This window comes from Bifidobacterium apri (assembly GCF_009299485.1).
GTDB classification, from domain to species: Bacteria; Actinomycetota; Actinomycetes; order Actinomycetales; family Bifidobacteriaceae; genus Bifidobacterium; species Bifidobacterium apri.
In genome coordinates this window covers 1-20,129 of the sequence record NZ_WBSO01000018.1, presented here as the reverse complement: position 1 = coordinate 20,129, position 20,129 = coordinate 1, and the positions used below count along the sequence as shown (strand labels likewise).

The window sequence follows — 20,129 nt, the reverse complement described above, 5'->3', positions numbered from 1 at the left end:
GTAGAAATTATGGGCGCCGTACAGTCGGCGATGGCATGATTCGGAGGGTGACAGTGTTCGACAATGATTCCCCAGTTCTCGCTCGTAGCGCGCAGGAGCTGCTTGGCGGGCTCAATCCGCAGCAGGCGCAGGCGGTCCAGTATCAGGGGCCGGCACTGCTGATTGGCGCGGGCGCCGGTTCCGGCAAGACGCGTGTGCTAACCCGTCGCATCGCGTGGATTCTCACCCAGTTCAACGCCTGGCCGAGCCAGATCCTCGCCATCACCTTCACCAACAAGGCTGCAGCCGAAATGCGCGAGCGGCTGACCACGCTGATTGGCCCGGTCGCCCAGCGTATGTGGGTGTCCACCTTCCATTCGGCATGCGTGCGTATCCTTCGCCGTGACGGGCAGGCCATCGGATTGAACTCCGGTTTCTCCATCTACGACACCCAGGACTGCCAGCGGCTGGTCAAGCTCATCGCCACCGACTTGAACATCGACATCAAGCGCTATACCCCGCGCGCGATGCTCGCCAGGATTTCGGATTACAAGAACAATCTGCAAACGTGGCAGGGGCAGCTCAAGCAGTTCGCCCCGGATTACCGTCCCGGCCAGCGCGGCTACCAGCTGGGCCGGTACGGCAATGAGGAACAGCTGTATGCCGTGGTCTACGCGGAATACCAGCATCGTCTCGCCGCGGCGAACGCCGTCGATTTCGACGACCTGATCATGCGTACCGTCGAACTGCTGCGTACCCAGCCGGATGTCGCCGATTACTACCGGCATAAGTTCCGCTATATTCTCGTCGACGAGTACCAGGACACCAACCACGCGCAATACGTGCTGATCCGCGAGCTTGCAGGCATCGACGCCAATGAGCAGCCTGATCCCTCGACGATTGGCGCTGGCAGAGTAGGCCCGGCGTGGGTGACGGTCGTCGGCGATTCCGACCAGTCGATTTACGCGTTCCGTGGCGCGGATATCAGCAATATCCAGGATTTCGAGAAGGATTTCCCGGACGCGAAGACCATCATGCTCGAGCAGAACTACCGTTCGACGCAGACGATTCTCGACGCGGCCAACGCGGTCATCTCTCACAACGAAGGGCGCAAACCCAAGAAGCTGTGGACCGCCGCAGGCAAGGGCGCGCCGATTACAGGCTACGCGGCGGACAACGCGCAGCAGGAAGCCTTGTGGATCGCCACCGAAATCGCCCGTCTCGTCGCCGAAGACGGCTACAAGTACTCCGACGTCTCCATCATGTACCGGGCAAACGCCCAATCCCGCTCACTCGAGGAGGCGCTGATCAACGCGGGCATACCGTATCAGCTGATCGGCGGCACCAAATTCTACGAACGTAAGGAAATCAAGGATGCCATCGCCTATCTGCAGGCGATGGTCAACCCGGCGGACAGCGTCAATATGCGGCGTATTCTCAATGTGCCCAAGCGCGGTCTCGGCGCCCGGGCGGAAGCGCTGGTCGCTTCCTACGCTGATGCGCATGCGATGCCGTTCTGGCAGGGCATCGCCAATATGGAACAGATCGAGGGACTGCCCACGCGCACGGCGAAGGCGCTCGGGGCGTTCCGCGACACCATGCAGCATCTTGCCGCGTTCGCCCGGGACCATGCGAACAAGCCGTCGGATATCGTCGCCGAAGTGCTCGACAAGTCCGGTCTTCTTGAGGAACTGCAACGTTCCGAGGATCCGCAGGACGCCTCCCGCGTGGAGAACCTCTCCCAGTTGCAATCGGTTGCAGCGGAATTTGAGCAGACCACGCCTGATGCCACGCTTGAAAGCTTCCTGGAAACCACCGCGCTGGTCGCAGATTCCGACCAGCTGCCCAGTGAGAACGAAGACAGCGGCAAAGTCACGCTTATGACACTGCACACCGCGAAGGGGCTTGAATACCCCGTCGTGTTCCTCACCGGCATGGAACAGGGCACGTTCCCGCATTCGCGGTCGCTTGAAGACACCAGTGAACTGGCGGAGGAGCGGAGGCTCGCCTACGTGGGCATCACCCGCGCCAAGCAGCGTCTGTACGTGACGCGCGCAGCGGTGCGGTCCCAATGGGGGCGTGCCGACGACATGATGCCCAGCCAGTTCCTCGATGAGATTCCTGACGGGCTGATCGACTGGAAACGTCGTGAGGCGAGTACGGAACGCATGGGCGGTGGCTGGAAATCCGGCGGTCTGGACGACGAGTTTGGCGGTTGGGACGACGACGATTTCGGCTCTACGACATTCGGCGGCTCGACATTCGGTTCGTCTGGGTCATATGGATCCCGCGGCTCGTACCGTTCCTCGTCGGCATCTCGGCGTTCGGGTGGCTCGACGTATGGATCCTCGTATGGCGGATCGTCTTATGGTTCGCGTTCTGGTTCGTCTTCGTCGCGCGGCTATGGCTCCCGATCGGGCTCCTCATACGGTTCCCGGGGCTCATATGGTTATGGTTCTTCGGGCTCGGGCCGTTCCGGCAAAGTCACCACCCGGCATACCTCCGCGACCACGCGGAAGCCGGCGGCTGCATCCGGCGCATCGCAGGCCGGGAAGGACAACGGTTTGGACATCGCCGATTTCAATGTCGGCGATAAGATCACGCATGACAAGTTCGGTCTCGGTACGGTGGTGGAGACCCAGGACAAAGGCCGTAACTCGGTGATCACCGTGGACTTCGGTTCAGATGGCGTCAAACGGTTGATGTTGCGTGCCGCTCCGATTGAGAAGCTCTGAGCTCGCGGCACACCGTTACAGGGGAGCCGGGCATACAGTCTCAGGTGTGGTGTATGGTAGTAGCTCGTGTGTGCAACCGCACGCACTATCTGGAGTCTTAGCCCGTCAGTGGGTCGGCGGCAGGCCGTGTCAAGCGGTCTTCCGTTCGTGCATGGCACGATGAAGCACTGGAGAGGCTGGCTCAGCGCGAGGGAATGTCTCTCGCGTTCCGTTCAGATAACGACAGAAAAGGAACAATATGACTAACGCTCAGCGTTCCCGCCGTCAGGTGCGTCTTTCGCGCGCCCTCGGCATTGCACTGACCCCGAAGGCCCAGCGCCTGTTCGAAAAGCGTCCGTACGCTCCTGGCGAGCACGGCCGCACTCGTCGTCGCACCGAATCCGATTACGCGGTGCGTCTGCGCGAGAAGCAGCGTCTGCGCGCCCAGTACGGTGTGTCCGAGAAGCAGCTTCGTGCTGTGTACGTGAAGGGCACCCGCACCGCCGGCCAGACCGGTGCCGCTATGCTCACCGATCTCGAGTCTCGTCTCGACGCCCTGGTGCTGCGTGCCGGCTTCGCCCGCACGACCGCTCAGGCTCGTCAGTTCGTGGTGCACCGTCACATCATGGTTGACGGCAACATCGTCGATCGCCCGTCCTACCGCGTCAAGCCGGGCCAGACCATTCAGGTCAAGCCGAAGAGCCAGACCATGGTTCCGTTCCAGGCTGCGGCTGAAGGCGTTCATCGCGACGTGCTTCCTGCCGTTCCGCCGTACCTCGATGTCAACCTCGCTTCCCTGAAGGCGACCCTGACCCGCAAGCCTGTTCCGGAAGAGATCCCGGTGCAGGTGAACATCCAGTACGTCGTCGAGTTCTACGCTCGCTGACCTGGATTCATTCCATTTTTCAAGGACATACAGCATAAGGCCCCGCTCTTTTGGCGGGGTCTTATGCTATCTGCTGCTCGGTTCGCCGCACGCTGCACCCCACTCACGACTCTCTGCCGACGCCTACGGACGACTCAGTGTCGGTGAATGCTTGTGCCGACGCTGGCGGGGGACTCAGTGTCGGCAGAAGCAGGGGAGGCGACAGCATGTTCGACAACGTTGTCGGCATGGTCAGTCGGGGGTATGCAGACCGAGTCCATGAATGCGCGATAGCGGACGCGCTTCAATGACCATGCGCCAGTCACTCAGGCCTGTCAAGTCCATGACACGCGCGATGGCGGACGGTTTACTTGCCGAACACGCCGGAAATGATCGACGATACGATCGACATGATCAGTGAACCGAGCACCGACCACCAGAACCCGTTGATGACGACGCCAACGTCGAAGAACGAGAACGCAAGCCATGACGCAAGCTCCATGAACATCCAGTTGATCAGCAATGCGACGAAACCAAAACTCAGCAGCGAAAACGGCAGCGCGAGCATATGGACAATCGGTTTGATCGACGCATTGATCAACGCCATGAACAGCGAAAACGCGGCGATGCCGAGAATCGGAGGTTCGCCTTTCGCCTGCATGCCCGGCAGCAGCGCCACCATGACACCGGCGGCGATGGTCAAAACCAGCCAGTTGATGAGAAACCTTTTCATGCCGTCAGTCTACAGCACGGATGGCCGTTCGGCGGTGCCTTACTGGCCGCAGAACGCCTGACGAAGCATTGTGGCATACGCAGGACGGCCTTGCGGAGTCAAATGCGTCCCATCGTCGTACAAGTATTCGCTATGCCCTTCACTCGTACCGTACCAATCGATGATCCCGACATTGCGGTGGCTTGCAGCAAAGGAGCGCAGAACCGCGTTGTTCGGGTCCTGCCATGACACCGGGACGCGCAGCGTGAGGAAGTACACCGGCTTGCCGCCCATGGCATCGACGATGTCTTGTAATTCTGCTTCGTCACGGATAGGACCGTTGTCTCCGAGGGCAATCACGACCACGCTGCCGCCTTGGCCGGCACCGGCATGCTGCGCGTAGATTCCGGGAGCTGTGGTGATCTGCCGGCTGACTTGGGCGTCGACCACGGCATTGGGCAGGATCTGTTGGATGATATCAGCGGCTCCCAATGCCACGGAATCCCCGATGATCAGCGGATCCGCGCTGCACACTCCGCTTGCCGCATCATACGTCCATGACGACAGAGGCATGCCTGCCGGAACTTTTTCGGCGTGCGCACTCATTTTCGGCTGTTTCGGTGTCGCGCTCGGAGTCGGCTGCGCGTTCTGCGACGGGCTTGCCGCAGCCGCAGAAGACTTGGAGGACGGAGAAGAGGCGCGCGCACTCGGAGAAGCCGACGGGACGGACGCTTGACCCGCTGCGCCCGCCGCGGACTTCTTGCCGACAAGATGCGTTTGCTCAGCGATCTCCGGACGCAACTCGATCGAGCGTTGTTCAACGATGCCGTCCCAGTCCAATGGCAGACAGCACGCGATGAAGACGATGACCAACCCAGCCGCGGCCATGACCTTTGCGACGGGCTGGACATCGATCAAGTATGTGTGCACACTCCGTCCAGCCCGCGCGAGCGCCGGTCGGACTGCCGCCATGGTCGGCTGCTTCTGACCCGTGCCATCAGACTTCACATCATGCTTGACGGCAGCCGGAGCGGCGGCGGTATCGCGGTGAGCCGGCACTTCGATGAAGCGATGGATGAGTTCTGCCACAGCCGCAATGATCGCGAATTGCAACAGCCAGCCCCACCATGGCATACTCGTGGTCCGCGTGGCGGGATTCATGATCTCAAGCAGCGGGAAATGAATGATATATACAGCGAACGCACGCGAACCGGCAACGACAAGCGGACGGCACCCCAATATCGCGGCAACGGCCGAACCAGGAATCGTGCACGCCCAGACAAGCAATGCCGACAACAGGGCGGCGATCTGGTAGCCTCCCCGGTACATCCACAGGGTGTCGCCGTCAACCATCACCGCACCCGCAACCAGAATGACGAGGGCGATCAAGGCCAGCACATCGGTCGCGCCGATGGCAATACTGCCTACGCTGATCCGCCGGTTCAACCGATTCACCCAAGCATGGTTGACGCCTGGTTGTTTAGCGGCTGGATCTCGCCCGTCAGTTTCCGGTTCTGCCGGCTTGTGCGCATTGGACGCGCTGGCGTCCTTCGCATCCGCCCGGGAGGTATGATCGGCCAGCAACAATGCCAGTTCAGCGCCGATCAGCAGTTCGGCGGCACGGGTATCGAGGCCATAATACAGGTGCGCGGTATCGTCCCCGCGGTAGGACAGCACGATCATGGCGGCGCAGGAGAGGATTATCAAGAGCAACACGGATGCATGGAGCATCCAGCGTGAACGGCATACCCGGCGCAACAGCATCAGAATCGCCGGCCAGAGCACGGCGAATTGCATGATGATCGCCATGAACCACAACGGAGTCAGGGGAGAAGGCAATCCGGCAGCCGCGAAATACGGAACCTTACGGAAGATATATACCCAATTGATGGCGAATGTAGCAGCCGGAAGCGCATCGGCCCGGGCTTTGAGCAGCAACGACGGCGAAAACAGGTACACCAGCGGAATGGTCAACGCGATGGACGCCAAAACCATCGGCCACAGCCGCTTGAACCGTTTCAGCACATATGAGCCGTAGCGGAAGCCGCCCGCAGCCGCTGCATGCTCGATGCTTCTGGTGCTCAGGAAGCCGGTCATGACGAAAAAGACCGTGACACCCAAGAAGCCCCCGGACAACATCGAGGGACGGGTGTGGAACAGCACGACGGCGACGATCGCCAAGGCGCGCAGTCCGTCTATGCCGGGGTATCGGCGGGTGCCGTGTGCCGAAATGCCTTGATTCGGTTGGTGTTCGCTGATGCTGGCTTGACTTGCCATGGGCCCCTTCTTCGCGTGTGGTGCGTTAGATATTTGTACAAACCACCGCAGACGTATGGAGAAGCGACACGCCGATGCCATCTGAGCGCACTGAGATATATGGCTATAGCATGGGTGCCATGAAGCTACATCTGTATCTGGTCCGTCATGGCCAGACGTATTTCAACCGCTACAACCGCCTGCAAGGATGGTCGAATTCGCCTCTGACCGAACAGGGCCTCGCCGACGCCGGACGCGCGGCCGACAAGCTTGCGGGGATCCAATTCGCCGCCGCATACTGCTCCGACACGACGCGCGCGGAACAGACGGCACGCACCATCCTCGAAGTCAATGAGCAACATGGCCACGCGCGTCCGAAGCTGGTTGCGGATATGCACTTCCGCGAACAATATTATGGGTATTTTGAAGGCCAGGACATGTCAGCCTCATGGTGGGCGGCCGGTGCGCCTCATGGTACCGGCACGTATCAGGCGATTGTGTCACAGTACGGGTTGGCTGCCACGCGTGACTTCCTCAAACAAGCCGATCCGTTCCATGATGCTGAATCCGACGAGGAATACTGGAACAGGATCGAAGGCGGCTACAGACTGATCGCTTCGAATCCCGCGCTGCGTGACGGCGACAGCGTGTTGCAGATTTCCCATGGCAACACGCTGCTCAGCCTGATGCATCGTTTCGCGCCTGACGGCTATGACCTGTCTGAACGACCGGGCAACGGCAGCGTGACGCAACTCGACTTCGATACCGAAGCCCCCTTCAATACGGCGCTGAGCGTAATTTCCTACAATCAGTGACCTGCCCATTGACCTGCACGCCCCGCACACGATACCATGCAGAGCCAGGAGACGCGTCTCGCCCGCCTACTAGGCTTGACCCGGTATCGTAGCGCTGTACGCGCGTGAGCAGAAAGAGGTTCGCATGGGTGTTGGAGACATCGCCGGGCTGATTGCGGCAATCGCATTCGCGATTCTTGTCGGCTTCCTGATCTACCCGCTGATCCGGCTTGGCAAACTGTTCGACCAGATCGCCCTCACCGTCAAGGAATCGGGGGACCACGCCATTCCCGCCATCGACGAGGGAGTGACCACGGTCAAGCAGGTCAACAAGTCTTTGGCTGACGTCAATCGGATTTCTGATTCCGCTTCGACCACGATGGGCAACATCACGGCGTTGACCGACCTGTATGGATCGTTCCTCGGCAAGCCGGTCATCAAGGCCGCATCCACGGTGTATGCGCTCAAATCGACGGCACAGCAGTTCTTCTCTAAGAAGTCCGCACATAAGCAGGTCGTCGTGACCAAGCCGGCAGATGCCAAAGCGCAGACGAAAGCTTCCACGAAGTAACAGACAACGGCAGACAAGGAGCATCATGAAACGAACATTCTGGGTGGCTGTCGGTGTAGTCATCGGTGTGGTGGCGGTCGCCAAAGCCCAGGCCTATGTCAAAGCCAACACCCCGGATAACGCAAGGCAGTTCCTGCTTGGCCCCGACCAGAACAACGTCCTGCAGCGCACGCTCGCCGGTCTCATCGACGATTTCAATACGACCCGCAAAGCGCGCGAAGCGGAGCTGAACGCACAGTATTCAGGTATTTCAAAGTAAACCATGCCGGACACGCCCGGTACAGAACACGTCGGCCCACGCCGCAATCGCGAGCCGCACACAACACAAGGAGTTATCCCGCTTATGCGCACAGCAGACATCGCAAAGCGTTATCTCACCTATTTCCAGAAGAACGGCCATTTGGTCATGCCGTCGGCTTCGTTGATTTCACCGAACCCGACCACCCTGTTCACCATCGCCGGCATGGTGCCGTTCATCCCGTACCTGCTCGGCGAACAGACACCTCCTGCCACGCGTGTGACCTCAAACCAGAAGTGCGTGCGTACGCTTGATATCGACGAAGTCGGTAAAACCACGCGCCATGGTACCTTCTTCCAGATGCTGGGCAACTTCTCCTTCGGTGATTATTTCAAAGAGGAAGCCATCCATTACGCGTGGGAACTGCTGACCACCCCGCAGGATCAAGGCGGATATGGCTTCGATCCGGCAAAACTGTGGGTGACCACGTTCACCGACGATGAGGAAGCCCGTTCGATTTGGAAGAACGAAGGTTTCGACCCCGAGCATATGCAGGTCTTCGGCATGGAGGACAACTTCTGGACTACCGGCGGCCCCGGCCCCGGCGGCCCGTGCTCCGAGATTTACGTGGACCGTGGGCCCGAATACGGCCGTGACGGCGGTCCGGCTGCCGACGAGAACCGGTTCATTGAGATCTGGGATCTCGTCTTCGAAAACTACGAGGTCGACAACGTCAAATCCAAGACCGACCTTCATATCGTGGGCGAGCTCGAGCATAAGAACATCGATACCGGCGCCGGTCTTGAACGTCTCGCCTACCTCATGCAGGGCAAGCAGAACATCTATGAGACCGATGAGGTGTTCCCGGTGATCGAAGCGGCCGAGAAGCTTTCCGGCCGCACTTACGGCGAGGACGAGCAAGCGGACGTACGGTTCCGTGTTGTGGCCGATCACGTGCGTTCGGCGTTGATGATCATGTCCGACGGCGTGCGACCGAGCAATGTCGGCCGCGGTTATGTACTGCGCCGTCTGCTGCGCCGCACCGTGCGGTCCATGCGTATGCTCGGCCTGCGCGATCATGTGCTGCCAACGCTGTTCCCGGTGTCCGAAGCGGCCATGGAACCGAATTATCCTGAACTCAAGGACACGTTCCATGAGGTTTCCGAATCTGCGTACGGCGAGGAGGACGCATTCCTGAGGACGTTGGAAAGCGGCACCACGATCCTTGACGTCGCCGTCGATCAGGCCAAGCGCAATCACGGTGAAGTCTCCGGCGAGGATGCCTTCAAGCTCCACGACACCTATGGGTTCCCGATCGAACTCACCCTTGAAATGGCTCAAGAGCAGGGCGTGAAGGTCGATGAGGCGAAGTTCCGTGAGCTGATGCACGAGCAGAAGTCCCGCGCACGTGCCGACGCGTTGAAGAAGCGCCACAACGTCGATTTGAGCGTGTATGACGATTTCAAGAAGACGCTCGCCAAACCGATTGACTTCCTGGGATACACCGACTTCTCCAGTCGTTCCACGGTGCTCGGCATTATGCAGGAAGGCAAGGGCTCCGTGCCTGCGGTGACCGGACCGGCCAACGTCGAAGTCATTCTCGACCGCACGCCGTTCTACGCCGAAGCCGGCGGCCAGCTCGCTGACCAAGGTGAGATCATCTCCGATGACGGCGCCGTCCTTGAAGTGGACGATGTACAGAAGCCCATCAAGGACCTCATCGTTCATCAGTGCCGGCTCACGGAAGGTACGCTTGTCGTCGGTGCCGCAGTCAACGCGAATATCGATATGCAGCGCCGTGGCGCCATCGCCCGCTCTCACACCGCAACGCATATGGTGCACAAGGCGTTGCGCGAGGAGTTGGGGCCGCAAGCCACCCAGCGTGGATCGGAAGATGCGCCGAACCGTCTTCGCTTCGATTTCCAGTGGTCGAAGGCGCCAAGCAAAACCGTCATGGATGCCGTCGAAGCGCGCGTCAACGACCGTCTGCGTGACAATCTTGCCGTCACCACCAAGGAAATGAAATTCGACGATGCGATTGCGCTCGGCGCAATGCATCTGTTCGGCGAAAAGTACGGCGACATCGTCCGTGTCGTCTCGATCGGCGAGGACGGTTGGAGCCGCGAACTGTGCGGCGGCACACATGTGGACCACGTGGGCAAGATCGGCCAGATCAGCATCATGTCCGAAGCCTCCATCGGTTCCGGCGTGCGTCGCGTGGACGCCGTCGTAGGCCAGGGGGCATACGAATTCAATGCTCGCGAACATGCGCTGGTTTCGCAGCTGTCCGACAAGCTCAATGCACGTCCGGACGAGCTCGCCGACCGTATCAACACGCTGCTCGCCAAACTCAAAGAATCCGACCGTCGTCTGTCCTCCTTGTACGAGGCGCAGCTCGCTGCGGCAGTTCCACAGCTGGTGAAGGACGCACAGGCTTCGAATACACCGGTTACAGTGGCATCGAAGAATGTCGGTCACTTCGGCTCATTCGACGCTCTGCGCAAGACCGTCCTCGACATTCGTGGACGTCTTGGCGAGGACAAGCCCGTTGTCGTCGCCCTCGCAGGCGTCAGCGGCGACGACAAGCCGATGGTCGCAGTGGCGACCAATGAGGCCGCGCGTAAACTCGGCATCAAGGCGGGTGACCTCGTCCGCGGCGCCTCCAAGATGCTCGGCGGCGGTGGCGGCGGCAAGCCTGATTTCGCTCAGGGCGGCGGCGCTGATGCAAGCAAGATCGATGCCGCGTTGAGCACTCTTGCCAATGAGGCGATGAGAGGCTGACGACACCATGGTGTGGCTCGGTGTCGACCTTGGTGAAGCCCGGGTCGGACTTGCTCTGTCCGACCCGGAGCTCACTTTCGCACACCCTATAGGCAACATCACAGTCCACGGCAATGCCATGGACGCCATTGAAGATGTCATCGACATCATCGAACGAGAGCAGGTAGGGCGCGTTATCGTAGGCGTCCCCCTGCTCCTGAGCGGCAAGCAGGGCGGAAGCGCACACAAGGCGCAGCATTGGATGCGAGAGCTCATGTCCCGTCTGCTTGAATACAAACATACCGGGCAAATCAAGCTCGACGATGTGCCTATCGTCGAATTGCAAGATGAACGGCTGACCACCGTGACCGCCCACCGGCAGCTGAGCGACACGCTGATTTCCACACGCGAACACCGCAGCATGGTCGATCAGCAATCCGCGGTGCTGATCCTTCAATCAGCGTTAGATGCCCGTCAAGCCGGTGCCATGTCCAACAACGACGCTGGATAGTCAGGTCATAGGGAGAGGAACGACAACAATGCCAGATGATTTTCGTGAGTTCTTTGAAGAACGCACGCAGTGGACCGATACCGATGACGATGATTCGGCACCCCGTCAGGGCTTGGCGGACAACACCGATGCCGAAGATGAGGCACCGTTGTCCAGACGGCAATTGCGCAAATCGCAAGAGCAACGTCGCAACCGGCGTATCATACGTATCGTAGCGATCGTCGTTATCGTGGCGATGGTGATTGGGCTGTTCGTCTTCGGATACACCCGACTGAAATCATGGCGAGACGCCCGCGAACGCGCCCAACAGGCACTGACCGCCGATTATCCCGGGCCGGGTACCGGCAAGGTCGAATTCACTGTGGAAAGCGGTGAAGGACCGGCGGAAATCGGAGAGAAACTCGTCAAAGCGGATGTCGTCAAATCACAAGCCGCATTCACCAGCGCGGTCGCCGCGAACAACAGCACCCTGTACCCGGGCACCTATGAACTCAAGAAACACATGGCCTGCGCGGATGTCATCACGATTCTCTCCGACCAGTCAAAAGCCACCGGATTCCTGCAAGTCAAGGCGGGGGAGCGGGTCTCGCAAGTCATCGCGAACGCAGCACAACTGTCCGGTATCAGCGTTGACGATTTCAACGCGGTGATCAACGGCGGCGGTGCCGGCATTCTGCCTGAGGAAGCAGGCGGAAAATTCGAAGGCTGGTTCGAGCCGGGCACGTATAACGTGAAGAACCGCGGATCAGCCAGCGACATCATCAAAGAGATGGTGGACAAGCGTATAGAGAAACTCGACTCGCTGGGAGCACCCACCGGCGCGGATCGCCAGAAGATGCTCATCATGGCTTCGATCGCCGAATCGGAAGTCAACTCCGACGAATACTACGGCAAAGTGGTGCGCGTCATTCTCAACCGACTCGCCCAGAACATGCCGCTCGGCATGGATTCCACGGTCGCCTATGGGCTGGGCACGACGGCGGACAAGCTCACCGACACCATGCTCGCCGATGCGTCGAACCCGTACAACACTCGCGTGAACGCAGGATTGCCGCCCACGCCGATCAGCAATCCGGGCGAATCCGCGATCAAGGCCGCCATGAACCCTCCTGACGGCGATTGGCTGTATTTCGTCACGGTCAACCTCACCACCGGTGAGACGAAATTCGCCGCCACCGAAGATGAATTCTGGAAGCTGCGCGACGAATACAAGAGTACGAACAGCAACGCGTATTGATCTGTCGCCCTGTGCGCGTGTCCATATAGAAGACGCTGATACACGCGCGGGGCGGGGTGACGATATCATGTGCGAGAAGCCGCGAAAGCCGAAACAGCTCGAGCGGCGAACACAATGGTTGTATGCGTATGCAGCACATTGCAGGCACACAGCAGGCCACAGAGCAAAGGAGACGTCATGTTGCGTTGGCAGACCGCAGGGGAGTCGCATGGTGAGGCGCTCGTCGCCATGATGGAGGGGCTGCCTGCCGGCGTGCAGGTCTGCACGAAAGATATCTCCGAGGCCCTCGCCCGCCGTCGTCTCGGCTACGGGCGTGGCGCGCGTATGAAATTCGAACAGGATCAGGTGCGGTTGCTGACCGGCGTGCGTCACGGCAGCACGCTTGGATCGCCGATCTCCATCGAAATCGGCAATACGGAATGGCCGAAATGGACCGAGGTCATGAGCGCCGACCCGCTTGACCATGAACTTCCCGACACCGGCCGCAACGCTCCGTTGAGTCGTCCACGTCCGGGACACGCCGATCTGACCGGCATGCGCAAATACGGGTTCACTGACGCCCGCCCCATCCTGGAACGCTCCAGCGCGCGAGAAACAGCGTCTCGTGTGGCGTTGGGCCAGGTCGCCGCGAACTTCCTCGAACAAGCGTTGTCCATCCGCACCATCGCGCATGTCGTGTCCATCGGCGGTGTCGGTATCGACGAGGACGCTCCGCTTCCCGTGCCGGATGACCTGGAGGCATTGGACCAGTCACCGGTCAGGACCTTGGATAAGGACGCCGAACAGCGGATGATGGCACGCATTGACGAAGCCAAGGCGTCGGCGGACACCCTTGGTGGTGTCATCGAAGTCATCGCGTATGGCGTTCCGGCAGGTCTGGGCACCTACGTCGAATCCGACCGTCGGCTTGACGCCGCGCTGGCAGGCGCCCTGATGGGCATCCAGGCGATCAAAGGTGTCGAGATCGGTGACGGATTCAAGGAAGCCGAACGTCCCGGCTCGCTTGCCCATGATGAGATCGTTGTGAACGATGACGGCAGAATCAGCCGTCTGAGCAATCGCGCCGGCGGCATTGAAGGCGGCATGTCCAACGGTGAGCCCATTCGCGTCCGTGCGGCCATGAAGCCGATCCCGTCGATTCCGAAGGCGCTGCGCACCATTGATGTGCTCACAGGCGAGCCGGCACAAGCGATCAATCAGCGTTCTGACAACACAGCAGTGCCCGCCGCCTCTGTTGTGGCCGAAGCGATGGTGCGGCTGACGCTCGCCCAGTTCGTGCTCGAGAAGTTCGGCGGAGACAATATCGCCGAAACGCGTCGTAACGCCGAGAACTACCTCGCGTCATGGCCTGAGCACCTGCGCTGATCGCCGGACATCGGGATGACTCGTACAAAGAGACACGAGTGACACGGATAAGAAGTGAGGATGGTATGACTGAGCATCGTCATGGCGGTCATGGCAATCGTCATCGCGGGCAGCACCGTCGTTCCAATGAGCAACGACAATCGACATGCCAGGAGCCGCCGGTAGCGGTGCTGATCGGCATGCCCGGAGCCGGGAAAACACGCGTGGGCGGCGAAGTCGCGCATATGCTGGGAGTCCGGTTCACGGATTCCGACGAAGTGATCGAGCAACGTGCAGGCATGCATATCACCGAATACTTCAGTGAGTATGGCGAACCGCGATTCCGCAAGCTTGAATCACAAGTCATCGCCGAGCTCCTGCACACGGCAGGCGGTATCGTCTCCCTGGGCGGGGGAGCTCCGATGACCGAAGAGGTCAGGCGTAATCTGCAAGCCTATATCGAGCGTGGAGGCAAGGTCGTCTATTTGCAAGCCGATCCGCAAGAAGCCATGGAACGGGCTCGCCGCGGCGGCAATCGGCCGATGCTTGCCGGCGATGCCGACGCCAGGTGGCGCTCCCTGTATGAGCAGCGCGACCCGGTGTTCAAGGCTGTCGCCAACGTGCACGTGCATACCCGTGGATCGTCGCCGCAACATGCGGCAAGAAAGGTGATGGATATGGTCATGGAACATGACGTGCATGTCACGGGCACGTCGATCACTCCGTATGATGTGCGCATCGGTGTCGGCACATCGAATCATCTCGCCGAGGTGCTCGGCGACAAGCCAGTGAGAATCGCCCTGATCCATACGTCACCGGTGCAACGGCATTCGGATCGGGTGCGCGCCTTGCTGCGGCAAGCCGGATACCAAGTCAGCGATGTGCTGATTCCCGATGCCGAGGCGGGCAAAACCATCGAAGTCGCCAACGGCATTTGGCAACGGCTTGGTGACGAGGGATTCACCCGTTCCGACGCCGTGGTAGGTCTCGGCGGCGGCGCGGCAACTGATCTCGCGGGATTTGTCGCCGCAACATGGATGCGCGGCATCCGCTATGTGAATTGCCCGACATCGCTTCTGGCGATGGTGGACGCCTCTACTGGCGGGAAAACCGGCATCAACACACCGCAAGGCAAGAATCTCGTCGGCTCCTTCTACACGCCGGCAGGTGTGCTTGCCGATATGCGCGCTTTGGAGACCCTGCCCAATGACATCTTCATCGAGGGCCTTGGCGAGGTCGCGAAATCCGGATTCATCCGTGATCGTGACATCCTCAGCATTTTGGAGGATCATGCGCAGGAACTGCGTCAGTTCGACGGTTCGACATTCCTCGGCTCACCGCTTGAAGATGTGGTCGCCGAACTCATTGAACGTACAGTGAAAGTCAAGGCGTATCACGTTTCGAACGACCTGCGTGAGGCGGGGTTGCGCGAATTCCTCAATTACGGTCATACGCTGGGTCATGCCATCGAACAGATCGAGCATTTCACCTGGCGGCATGGCAACGCCGTTGCCGTGGGGTGCGTGTTCGCCGCCGAATTGTCCCATCTTCTTGGGTACATCGACCAAGATCTCGTCGATTACCACCGCCGGCTACTTGGTTCGCTCGGCCTGCCGATCTCCTGGGCGGGCGGCGATTGGGACAGTGTTCTCGAGCTGATGCACCGCGACAAAAAAGCGCGCGGCAACACCCTGCGTTTCGTGGTGCTTGACGGCGTCGGGCATCCGATTCATTTGGACGATCCGCCTATCGAGGCGGTGCATGAGGCGTTCGAGCGGATTCGCCCTGCGCGCTGAACGCCGATGACGATTCCCATGGATGTGACTGAACAAGAAAGGACAGCAATGGCACGACGTGTTCTCGTGGTCAATGGGCCGAATCTGGGACGTCTCGGTGTGCGCCAGCCTGATGTGTATGGCCATCAGGATCTGCAGACGCTACGCGAGGATTGCCAGCAGTGGGGCCGTGAGCTCGGGCTGGACGTTGAGGTTCGGCAGACCGATGACGAAGCTGAGATGATTCACTGGATGCATGAGGCTGCTGACGGTGCGATTCCGGTGGTGATGAACCCGGCGGCGTTCACCCATTACAGTTATGGTCTGGCTGATGCGGCTCACATGGTCGGCGATGCGGGCGTGCCCTTGATGGAGGTGCATATTTCGAATCCTGCGTCACGTGACGAGTTCCGCAAACGCAGCGTCATCTCCCCGGTGGCCACGGGGACGATCACCGGCATGGGCTTCTTCGGTTACCGTCTTGCGTTGGAAGCGGTCGCCCATATCATCGCCAAAGAATCCTGAAACGCCCTGTGTCTTTGAGCCCCGACGATTCCAAGTCGTCGGGGCTTTTTGCTGCCTGTTTCCTGTGCCATCTGCCCGCGCGCTGCCTGCAACCGTGATGACAACGTTTGTGGAAAGCGATTCAGCAACACTGACCGAATGCTGATGAAACACTATCATTGTGATGGTGAAAACTGGCGGAATCAGTGGGACTGAGCCGTTGCATTGGTGTTGCAAAACAATATCGATATCATGAAAATACCTGACACAAACGTATGCAATCCGATGACGGATCTCCACAGGTGATCGTGTTCCACACGACCGGAGCGCATACGACTGAGCCACGGCAGGGCACGCGCAGTCCAGCGCGTTCATCCTGTACGGGCAATCTCACAGTTGAGAATTGGAAGGATATATGGCCATTCAACGATTCAAAACAGCGGCATGCAAGACGCTAGGCGTCGCCGTGTGCACTGCGATGGTCCTCGGCGCAGGAGCGTTGACACTTCCCGTCACCGCCCAGGCCGGAGACAGCAACTCGACGAGTCCGGGCTCGTCGGCATCGAACGTCACCGCCTCCACGGCGGCAAGCTGGGTCAACAGCGACGTTCAAGTGATCGCGTTCCAGCAGACTTGGAACACCATCGCCAAGGAATGCAAGGACACCTACGGCCCCGAAGGCGTAGGCTACGTCGAAGTGTCCCCGCCCCAGGAATCCATCAAAGGAAGCTCCTGGTCGACCTCATACCAGCCGGTGAGCTACAAGCTTGATTCAAAGCTTGGCACCGAAGCTGAATTCAAGAACATGATCACCGTCTGCAAGGCGCAGGGCGTGGGCATCATCGCCGATGTGGTCATGAACAACACCGCCTCTCCCGACAATAAAGGCACCTTCACCGGCACGAACGGCAGCGAGTACACACCCGATGCCGGCTCGTTCCCCGGATTCGCGACATCCACGTATCCTGACGGTTTGACTGCTGCGGACTTCCACACGTGCACCAAGCAGATTGCGGATTATAAGAATCAGGAGGAAGTCCAGCAGTGCCGTCTGCTGGGTATGCTCGACTTCGATTCTGAATCCGAGAAGGTCCAGGATATCGAAGCGGACTACATGGCCCGCATGTACAGCTATGGCGTGCTCGGTTTCCGTATCGACGCCGCCAAACACATCAACACCGACAGCCTCCACGCGCTGAAAGCCAAACTTGCGCAGAAGATCGGCAAGAACGCATCCGATATCTACTGGATCCAGGAGGTCATCGGCAATGCTTCCGAAGCCGCCGGCATCCAGCCGCCGCATTATACACAGAACGGTACGGTCACCGAATTCGGATTCAAGAGCGAAATGAGCCAAGCGTTCAACAACAACGTCACTTCGCTCAAGGACTTGGCCAAGCGACTGAGCGGCGACCTATCAAGCAACGATGCGAATGTATTCGTCACCAACTGGGACACCGAACGCGACAACGGCACCATCACGTACAAGGACAGCGGCAAGTACCAGCTCGCCAACGCGTTCATGCTCGCCTACGGCTACGGTACACCGCGCCTGATGTCGGGATACAAGTTTGACAACAGGGATGCCGGTGCGCCAGGAGCCACCGACACGACGGTCCCGGATGTTGACATGAACAAGGCCTGCTCCACCAACACGGGCGACTGGAACTGCGAGCAGCGCTGGACCTCCACGCGCGGCATGATCGCCTTCCACAAATACGTCGGCGATACCGCGACCTCACCGGTCAAAGACTGGCAGTCCAACGGCAACGACAGCATCGCCTTCTCGCGCGGCACCAAGGGCTTCCTGGCGCTCAACAACGGCACCAAGGCGCTTGACGTCACTTACGACACGACGCTTCCGGACGGCGAATACTGCAATGTGTTCTCCACCCAGGATTGCTCCCAGACCGTGACCGTCTCCGGCGGCAAGGTCAAGACCACCATCCCGGCCCGTTCGGCAATCGCCCTGTACGGCGGCGCAACCAAGGCCAGCCATCCGGCAGCCTCGGCGACCACCGACCCGTCCGACCCGAAGGTCGAAATCAAGGACGAGGCCGTCAAGCCCACGGACACCACGCTCACCGTGTACTACAAGAACGACAACGGATACAAGCAGCCGTACATCCACTACGGTGTCGGCGAAACCTGGACCGACGTTCCCGGCAAGGCGATGACCTACGACAAGACGAGCGGCTACTGGAAGTACACCATCGAAACCGGCGGCAATGCCGTGCAATACGTGTTCAACGACGGCAGCAACAGCTGGGACAATCCGAACGGCGGTGGCAATTACGAAGCCGCCAAGGGCATCGTCCAGCAGACCGTCACCGATCATGCCAGCACGGTCGGTTCGCCGAAAACATATCGCCAGGACGGCAAGACCCGTCTGGTCGTCCATTACAAGGCGCCTGCGGGTGACGAGGCACGCGCCCTGTGGGTGTGGGGATCGAATTCCAATACCTCCGCAAGCCTGGACGGCCAGCAGATCGAATTCTCCGGCACCGATTGCTGGGGCGAAGTCGCCAATATCACCTTCGACGGTACGTACACCGATTTCGGTGTCATCGTCAAAGGCAAAGACGATTGGCACAAGGTCGGCCAGAACGACCGTAATGTGAAGGTCGCAGCGGACGGCACCGCAGAGATCTGGGTGGACGGCACCGCCTCGGATCTCGAGCAGACGCTCACCGTTGCCCCGGCCGACTACGTCAGCTCCTGCAAAGGGTATGACGTGAACATTACGGTGCACTACTACCGAGACGACGGCCTGTATTTCAACGCCGGCGACACGACGAACAAGACTCCGCAGTGGGACCTGTGGACATGGTCAGGTGCCGGCAGCGTTAATTCGCAGCAGAGCCTCACCAGTCATGATGACTGGGGTGAAATCAGCACGTGGACGCTGAAAAACTACAAGTATCCCACCGACACGTCATCTGGAGCCAGTGGCATCGGCTTGCTACGCCGCTACGGTGGCGATGCCTGGATCAAGGAACCTGATGGCGGAGACCACTTCATCCCGGCCGACTCCCTGGTGTTCGATTCCGCCACCAAGACCGGCAAGGCTGAGGTCTGGCTGGTCGCCGGCGACCCAACCGTCTACACCGCACAACCGTCCTTGACCGTATCGGTTCGCAGCGCGGAAATCGCCGACGCGAAGAAGATCTCTGTCGAACTCAGCGGCGAGCCTTCCGACGATGTGACGGCTACAGTGGTCGACGCCAACGGCAAGACCGTCGAAGTCGCGGATGTGAAGGCCGACAAGGCGACCGTAACCGTTACCACGAAGGACGCTCTCGCTGTGGACGGCGCGTACACCGTGACCATCAGCAACGACAAGGGCGACAAGATCGGTTCGGCGACTGCGGTTGCTGGTGCCATCGTGCGCACCGATGACTTCGACAAGACCTACGCCTACGACGGTGATGATCTCGGTGCTACTTGGACCAAGACCAAGACCACCTTCAAGGTGTGGGCTCCGACCGCCATCGGCGTGGACCTGGTCGTCTACAAGTCCGACACGAGCGCGGACGCCGAACAGGCCTATACCTCGCCGATGACCAAGGGTGACAAGGGCGTGTGGAGCGTCCCCATCGACGGCGACCTGAAGGATACCGCCTACCAGTACCGCCTCACCTTCGCCGACGGCACGGTGAACTATTCGCCGGATCCGTATGCGACCGCGGCCGTAGTCAACGGCAAGCGTTCCGTGGTGCTGTCCGACGCGGAGAAGTCCATCAAGTTCTTAATAAAGGTAATGATTACAAGGGATAAGCAACCAAACACAAAATTAAATGGATGCTAAACATGGATGCTACAATAAAAGCATGGCAAGCACATTCAAAGTCAAACACAACGGACGCATC

14 protein-coding genes are annotated in these 20,129 nt (G+C 59.8%); 12 read left to right on the top strand and 2 right to left on the bottom strand.

Features of this window, described 5'->3' with window-relative positions; all coding sequences use genetic code 11:
* The first annotated feature begins 35 nt into the window (after positions 1-35).
* Positions 36-2,714 (top strand): UvrD-helicase domain-containing protein, encoded by a 2,679-nt coding sequence (locus tag DSM100238_RS08550; protein WP_152356238.1) that lies wholly within the window; start codon positions 36-38, stop codon positions 2,712-2,714.
* 238 nt (positions 2,715-2,952) lie between these two features.
* The gene (rpsD, locus tag DSM100238_RS08545) at positions 2,953-3,579 is read left to right on the top strand and encodes a 30S ribosomal protein S4 (RefSeq protein WP_152356237.1); all 627 of its coding nucleotides are present in this window, start codon (positions 2,953-2,955) and stop codon (positions 3,577-3,579) included.
* Between the two features lie 346 nt (positions 3,580-3,925).
* Here rpsD and DSM100238_RS08540 read toward each other — a convergent pair whose 3' ends face one another.
* Positions 3,926-4,291 (bottom strand): phage holin family protein, encoded by a 366-nt coding sequence (locus tag DSM100238_RS08540; RefSeq protein WP_152356236.1) that lies wholly within the window; start codon positions 4,289-4,291, stop codon positions 3,926-3,928.
* A gap of 39 nt (positions 4,292-4,330) precedes the next feature.
* Positions 4,331-6,547 (bottom strand): acyltransferase family protein, encoded by a 2,217-nt coding sequence (locus tag DSM100238_RS08535; RefSeq protein ID WP_167511126.1) that lies wholly within the window; start codon positions 6,545-6,547, stop codon positions 4,331-4,333.
* A 119-nt stretch (positions 6,548-6,666) separates the two neighbouring features.
* On the opposite strand from DSM100238_RS08535, the gene DSM100238_RS08530 reads away from it, so the two are divergent.
* From DSM100238_RS08530 to DSM100238_RS08485, 10 genes are all read left to right on the top strand, one after another.
* Positions 6,667-7,341 carry a histidine phosphatase family protein gene (locus DSM100238_RS08530; RefSeq protein ID WP_152356234.1) on the top strand — a complete coding sequence of 225 codons (675 nt, stop codon included), beginning with the start codon at positions 6,667-6,669 and terminating at the stop codon, positions 7,339-7,341.
* A gap of 124 nt (positions 7,342-7,465) precedes the next feature.
* Positions 7,466-7,891, top strand: coding sequence for a DUF948 domain-containing protein (locus DSM100238_RS08525; protein WP_152356233.1), 426 nt, complete (start codon positions 7,466-7,468; stop codon positions 7,889-7,891).
* Positions 7,892-7,913: 22 nt separating this feature from the next.
* A complete protein-coding gene (locus tag DSM100238_RS08520) occupies positions 7,914-8,150 on the top strand; it encodes a hypothetical protein (RefSeq protein WP_152356245.1) in 237 nt (78 codons plus the stop codon).
* 84 nt (positions 8,151-8,234) lie between these two features.
* On the top strand, positions 8,235-10,910 hold the full coding sequence (alaS, locus tag DSM100238_RS08515) for an alanine--tRNA ligase (RefSeq protein WP_152356232.1): 2,676 nt from the start codon (positions 8,235-8,237) through the stop codon (positions 10,908-10,910).
* A gap of 7 nt (positions 10,911-10,917) precedes the next feature.
* The gene (gene ruvX / locus DSM100238_RS08510) at positions 10,918-11,400 is read left to right on the top strand and encodes a Holliday junction resolvase RuvX (RefSeq protein ID WP_152356231.1); all 483 of its coding nucleotides are present in this window, start codon (positions 10,918-10,920) and stop codon (positions 11,398-11,400) included.
* Between the two features lie 28 nt (positions 11,401-11,428).
* Positions 11,429-12,637 (top strand): endolytic transglycosylase MltG, encoded by a 1,209-nt coding sequence (gene mltG / locus DSM100238_RS08505; protein ID WP_152356230.1) that lies wholly within the window; start codon positions 11,429-11,431, stop codon positions 12,635-12,637.
* Positions 12,638-12,814: 177 nt separating this feature from the next.
* Complete coding sequence (gene aroC, locus DSM100238_RS08500) at positions 12,815-14,002, top strand: chorismate synthase (RefSeq protein WP_152356229.1); 1,188 nt, start codon at positions 12,815-12,817, stop codon at positions 14,000-14,002.
* 65 nt (positions 14,003-14,067) lie between these two features.
* Positions 14,068-15,777 (top strand): bifunctional shikimate kinase/3-dehydroquinate synthase, encoded by a 1,710-nt coding sequence (locus DSM100238_RS08495; protein WP_152356228.1) that lies wholly within the window; start codon positions 14,068-14,070, stop codon positions 15,775-15,777.
* Positions 15,778-15,825: 48 nt separating this feature from the next.
* Positions 15,826-16,281, top strand: coding sequence for a type II 3-dehydroquinate dehydratase (locus DSM100238_RS08490; RefSeq protein WP_152356227.1), 456 nt, complete (start codon positions 15,826-15,828; stop codon positions 16,279-16,281).
* 394 nt (positions 16,282-16,675) lie between these two features.
* On the top strand, positions 16,676-20,068 hold the full coding sequence (locus DSM100238_RS08485; RefSeq protein ID WP_240812420.1) for a pullulanase-associated domain-containing protein: 3,393 nt from the start codon (positions 16,676-16,678) through the stop codon (positions 20,066-20,068).
* The last annotated feature ends 61 nt before the right edge of the window (positions 20,069-20,129 follow it).

Excerpts from the sequence above, each read along its gene's own strand:
- DSM100238_RS08550 (WP_152356238.1), top strand. The coding sequence starts at position 36 with ATGATTCGGAGGGTGACAGTGTTCGACAATGATTCCCCAGTTCTCGCT.
- DSM100238_RS08540 (WP_152356236.1), bottom strand. The coding sequence starts at position 4,291 with ATGAAAAGGTTTCTCATCAACTGGCTGGTTTTGACCATCGCCGCCGGT.
- alaS (WP_152356232.1), top strand. The coding sequence starts at position 8,235 with ATGCGCACAGCAGACATCGCAAAGCGTTATCTCACCTATTTCCAGAAG.
- ruvX (WP_152356231.1), top strand. The coding sequence starts at position 10,918 with ATGGTGTGGCTCGGTGTCGACCTTGGTGAAGCCCGGGTCGGACTTGCT.
- mltG (WP_152356230.1), top strand. The coding sequence starts at position 11,429 with ATGCCAGATGATTTTCGTGAGTTCTTTGAAGAACGCACGCAGTGGACC.
- DSM100238_RS08530 (WP_152356234.1), top strand. The coding sequence starts at position 6,667 with ATGAAGCTACATCTGTATCTGGTCCGTCATGGCCAGACGTATTTCAAC.
- DSM100238_RS08525 (WP_152356233.1), top strand. The coding sequence starts at position 7,466 with ATGGGTGTTGGAGACATCGCCGGGCTGATTGCGGCAATCGCATTCGCG.
- DSM100238_RS08495 (WP_152356228.1), top strand. The coding sequence starts at position 14,068 with ATGACTGAGCATCGTCATGGCGGTCATGGCAATCGTCATCGCGGGCAG.
- rpsD (WP_152356237.1), top strand. The coding sequence starts at position 2,953 with ATGACTAACGCTCAGCGTTCCCGCCGTCAGGTGCGTCTTTCGCGCGCC.
- DSM100238_RS08490 (WP_152356227.1), top strand. The coding sequence starts at position 15,826 with ATGGCACGACGTGTTCTCGTGGTCAATGGGCCGAATCTGGGACGTCTC.
- DSM100238_RS08485 (WP_240812420.1), top strand. The coding sequence starts at position 16,676 with ATGGCCATTCAACGATTCAAAACAGCGGCATGCAAGACGCTAGGCGTC.
- DSM100238_RS08535 (WP_167511126.1), bottom strand. The coding sequence starts at position 6,547 with ATGGCAAGTCAAGCCAGCATCAGCGAACACCAACCGAATCAAGGCATT.
- aroC (WP_152356229.1), top strand. The coding sequence starts at position 12,815 with ATGTTGCGTTGGCAGACCGCAGGGGAGTCGCATGGTGAGGCGCTCGTC.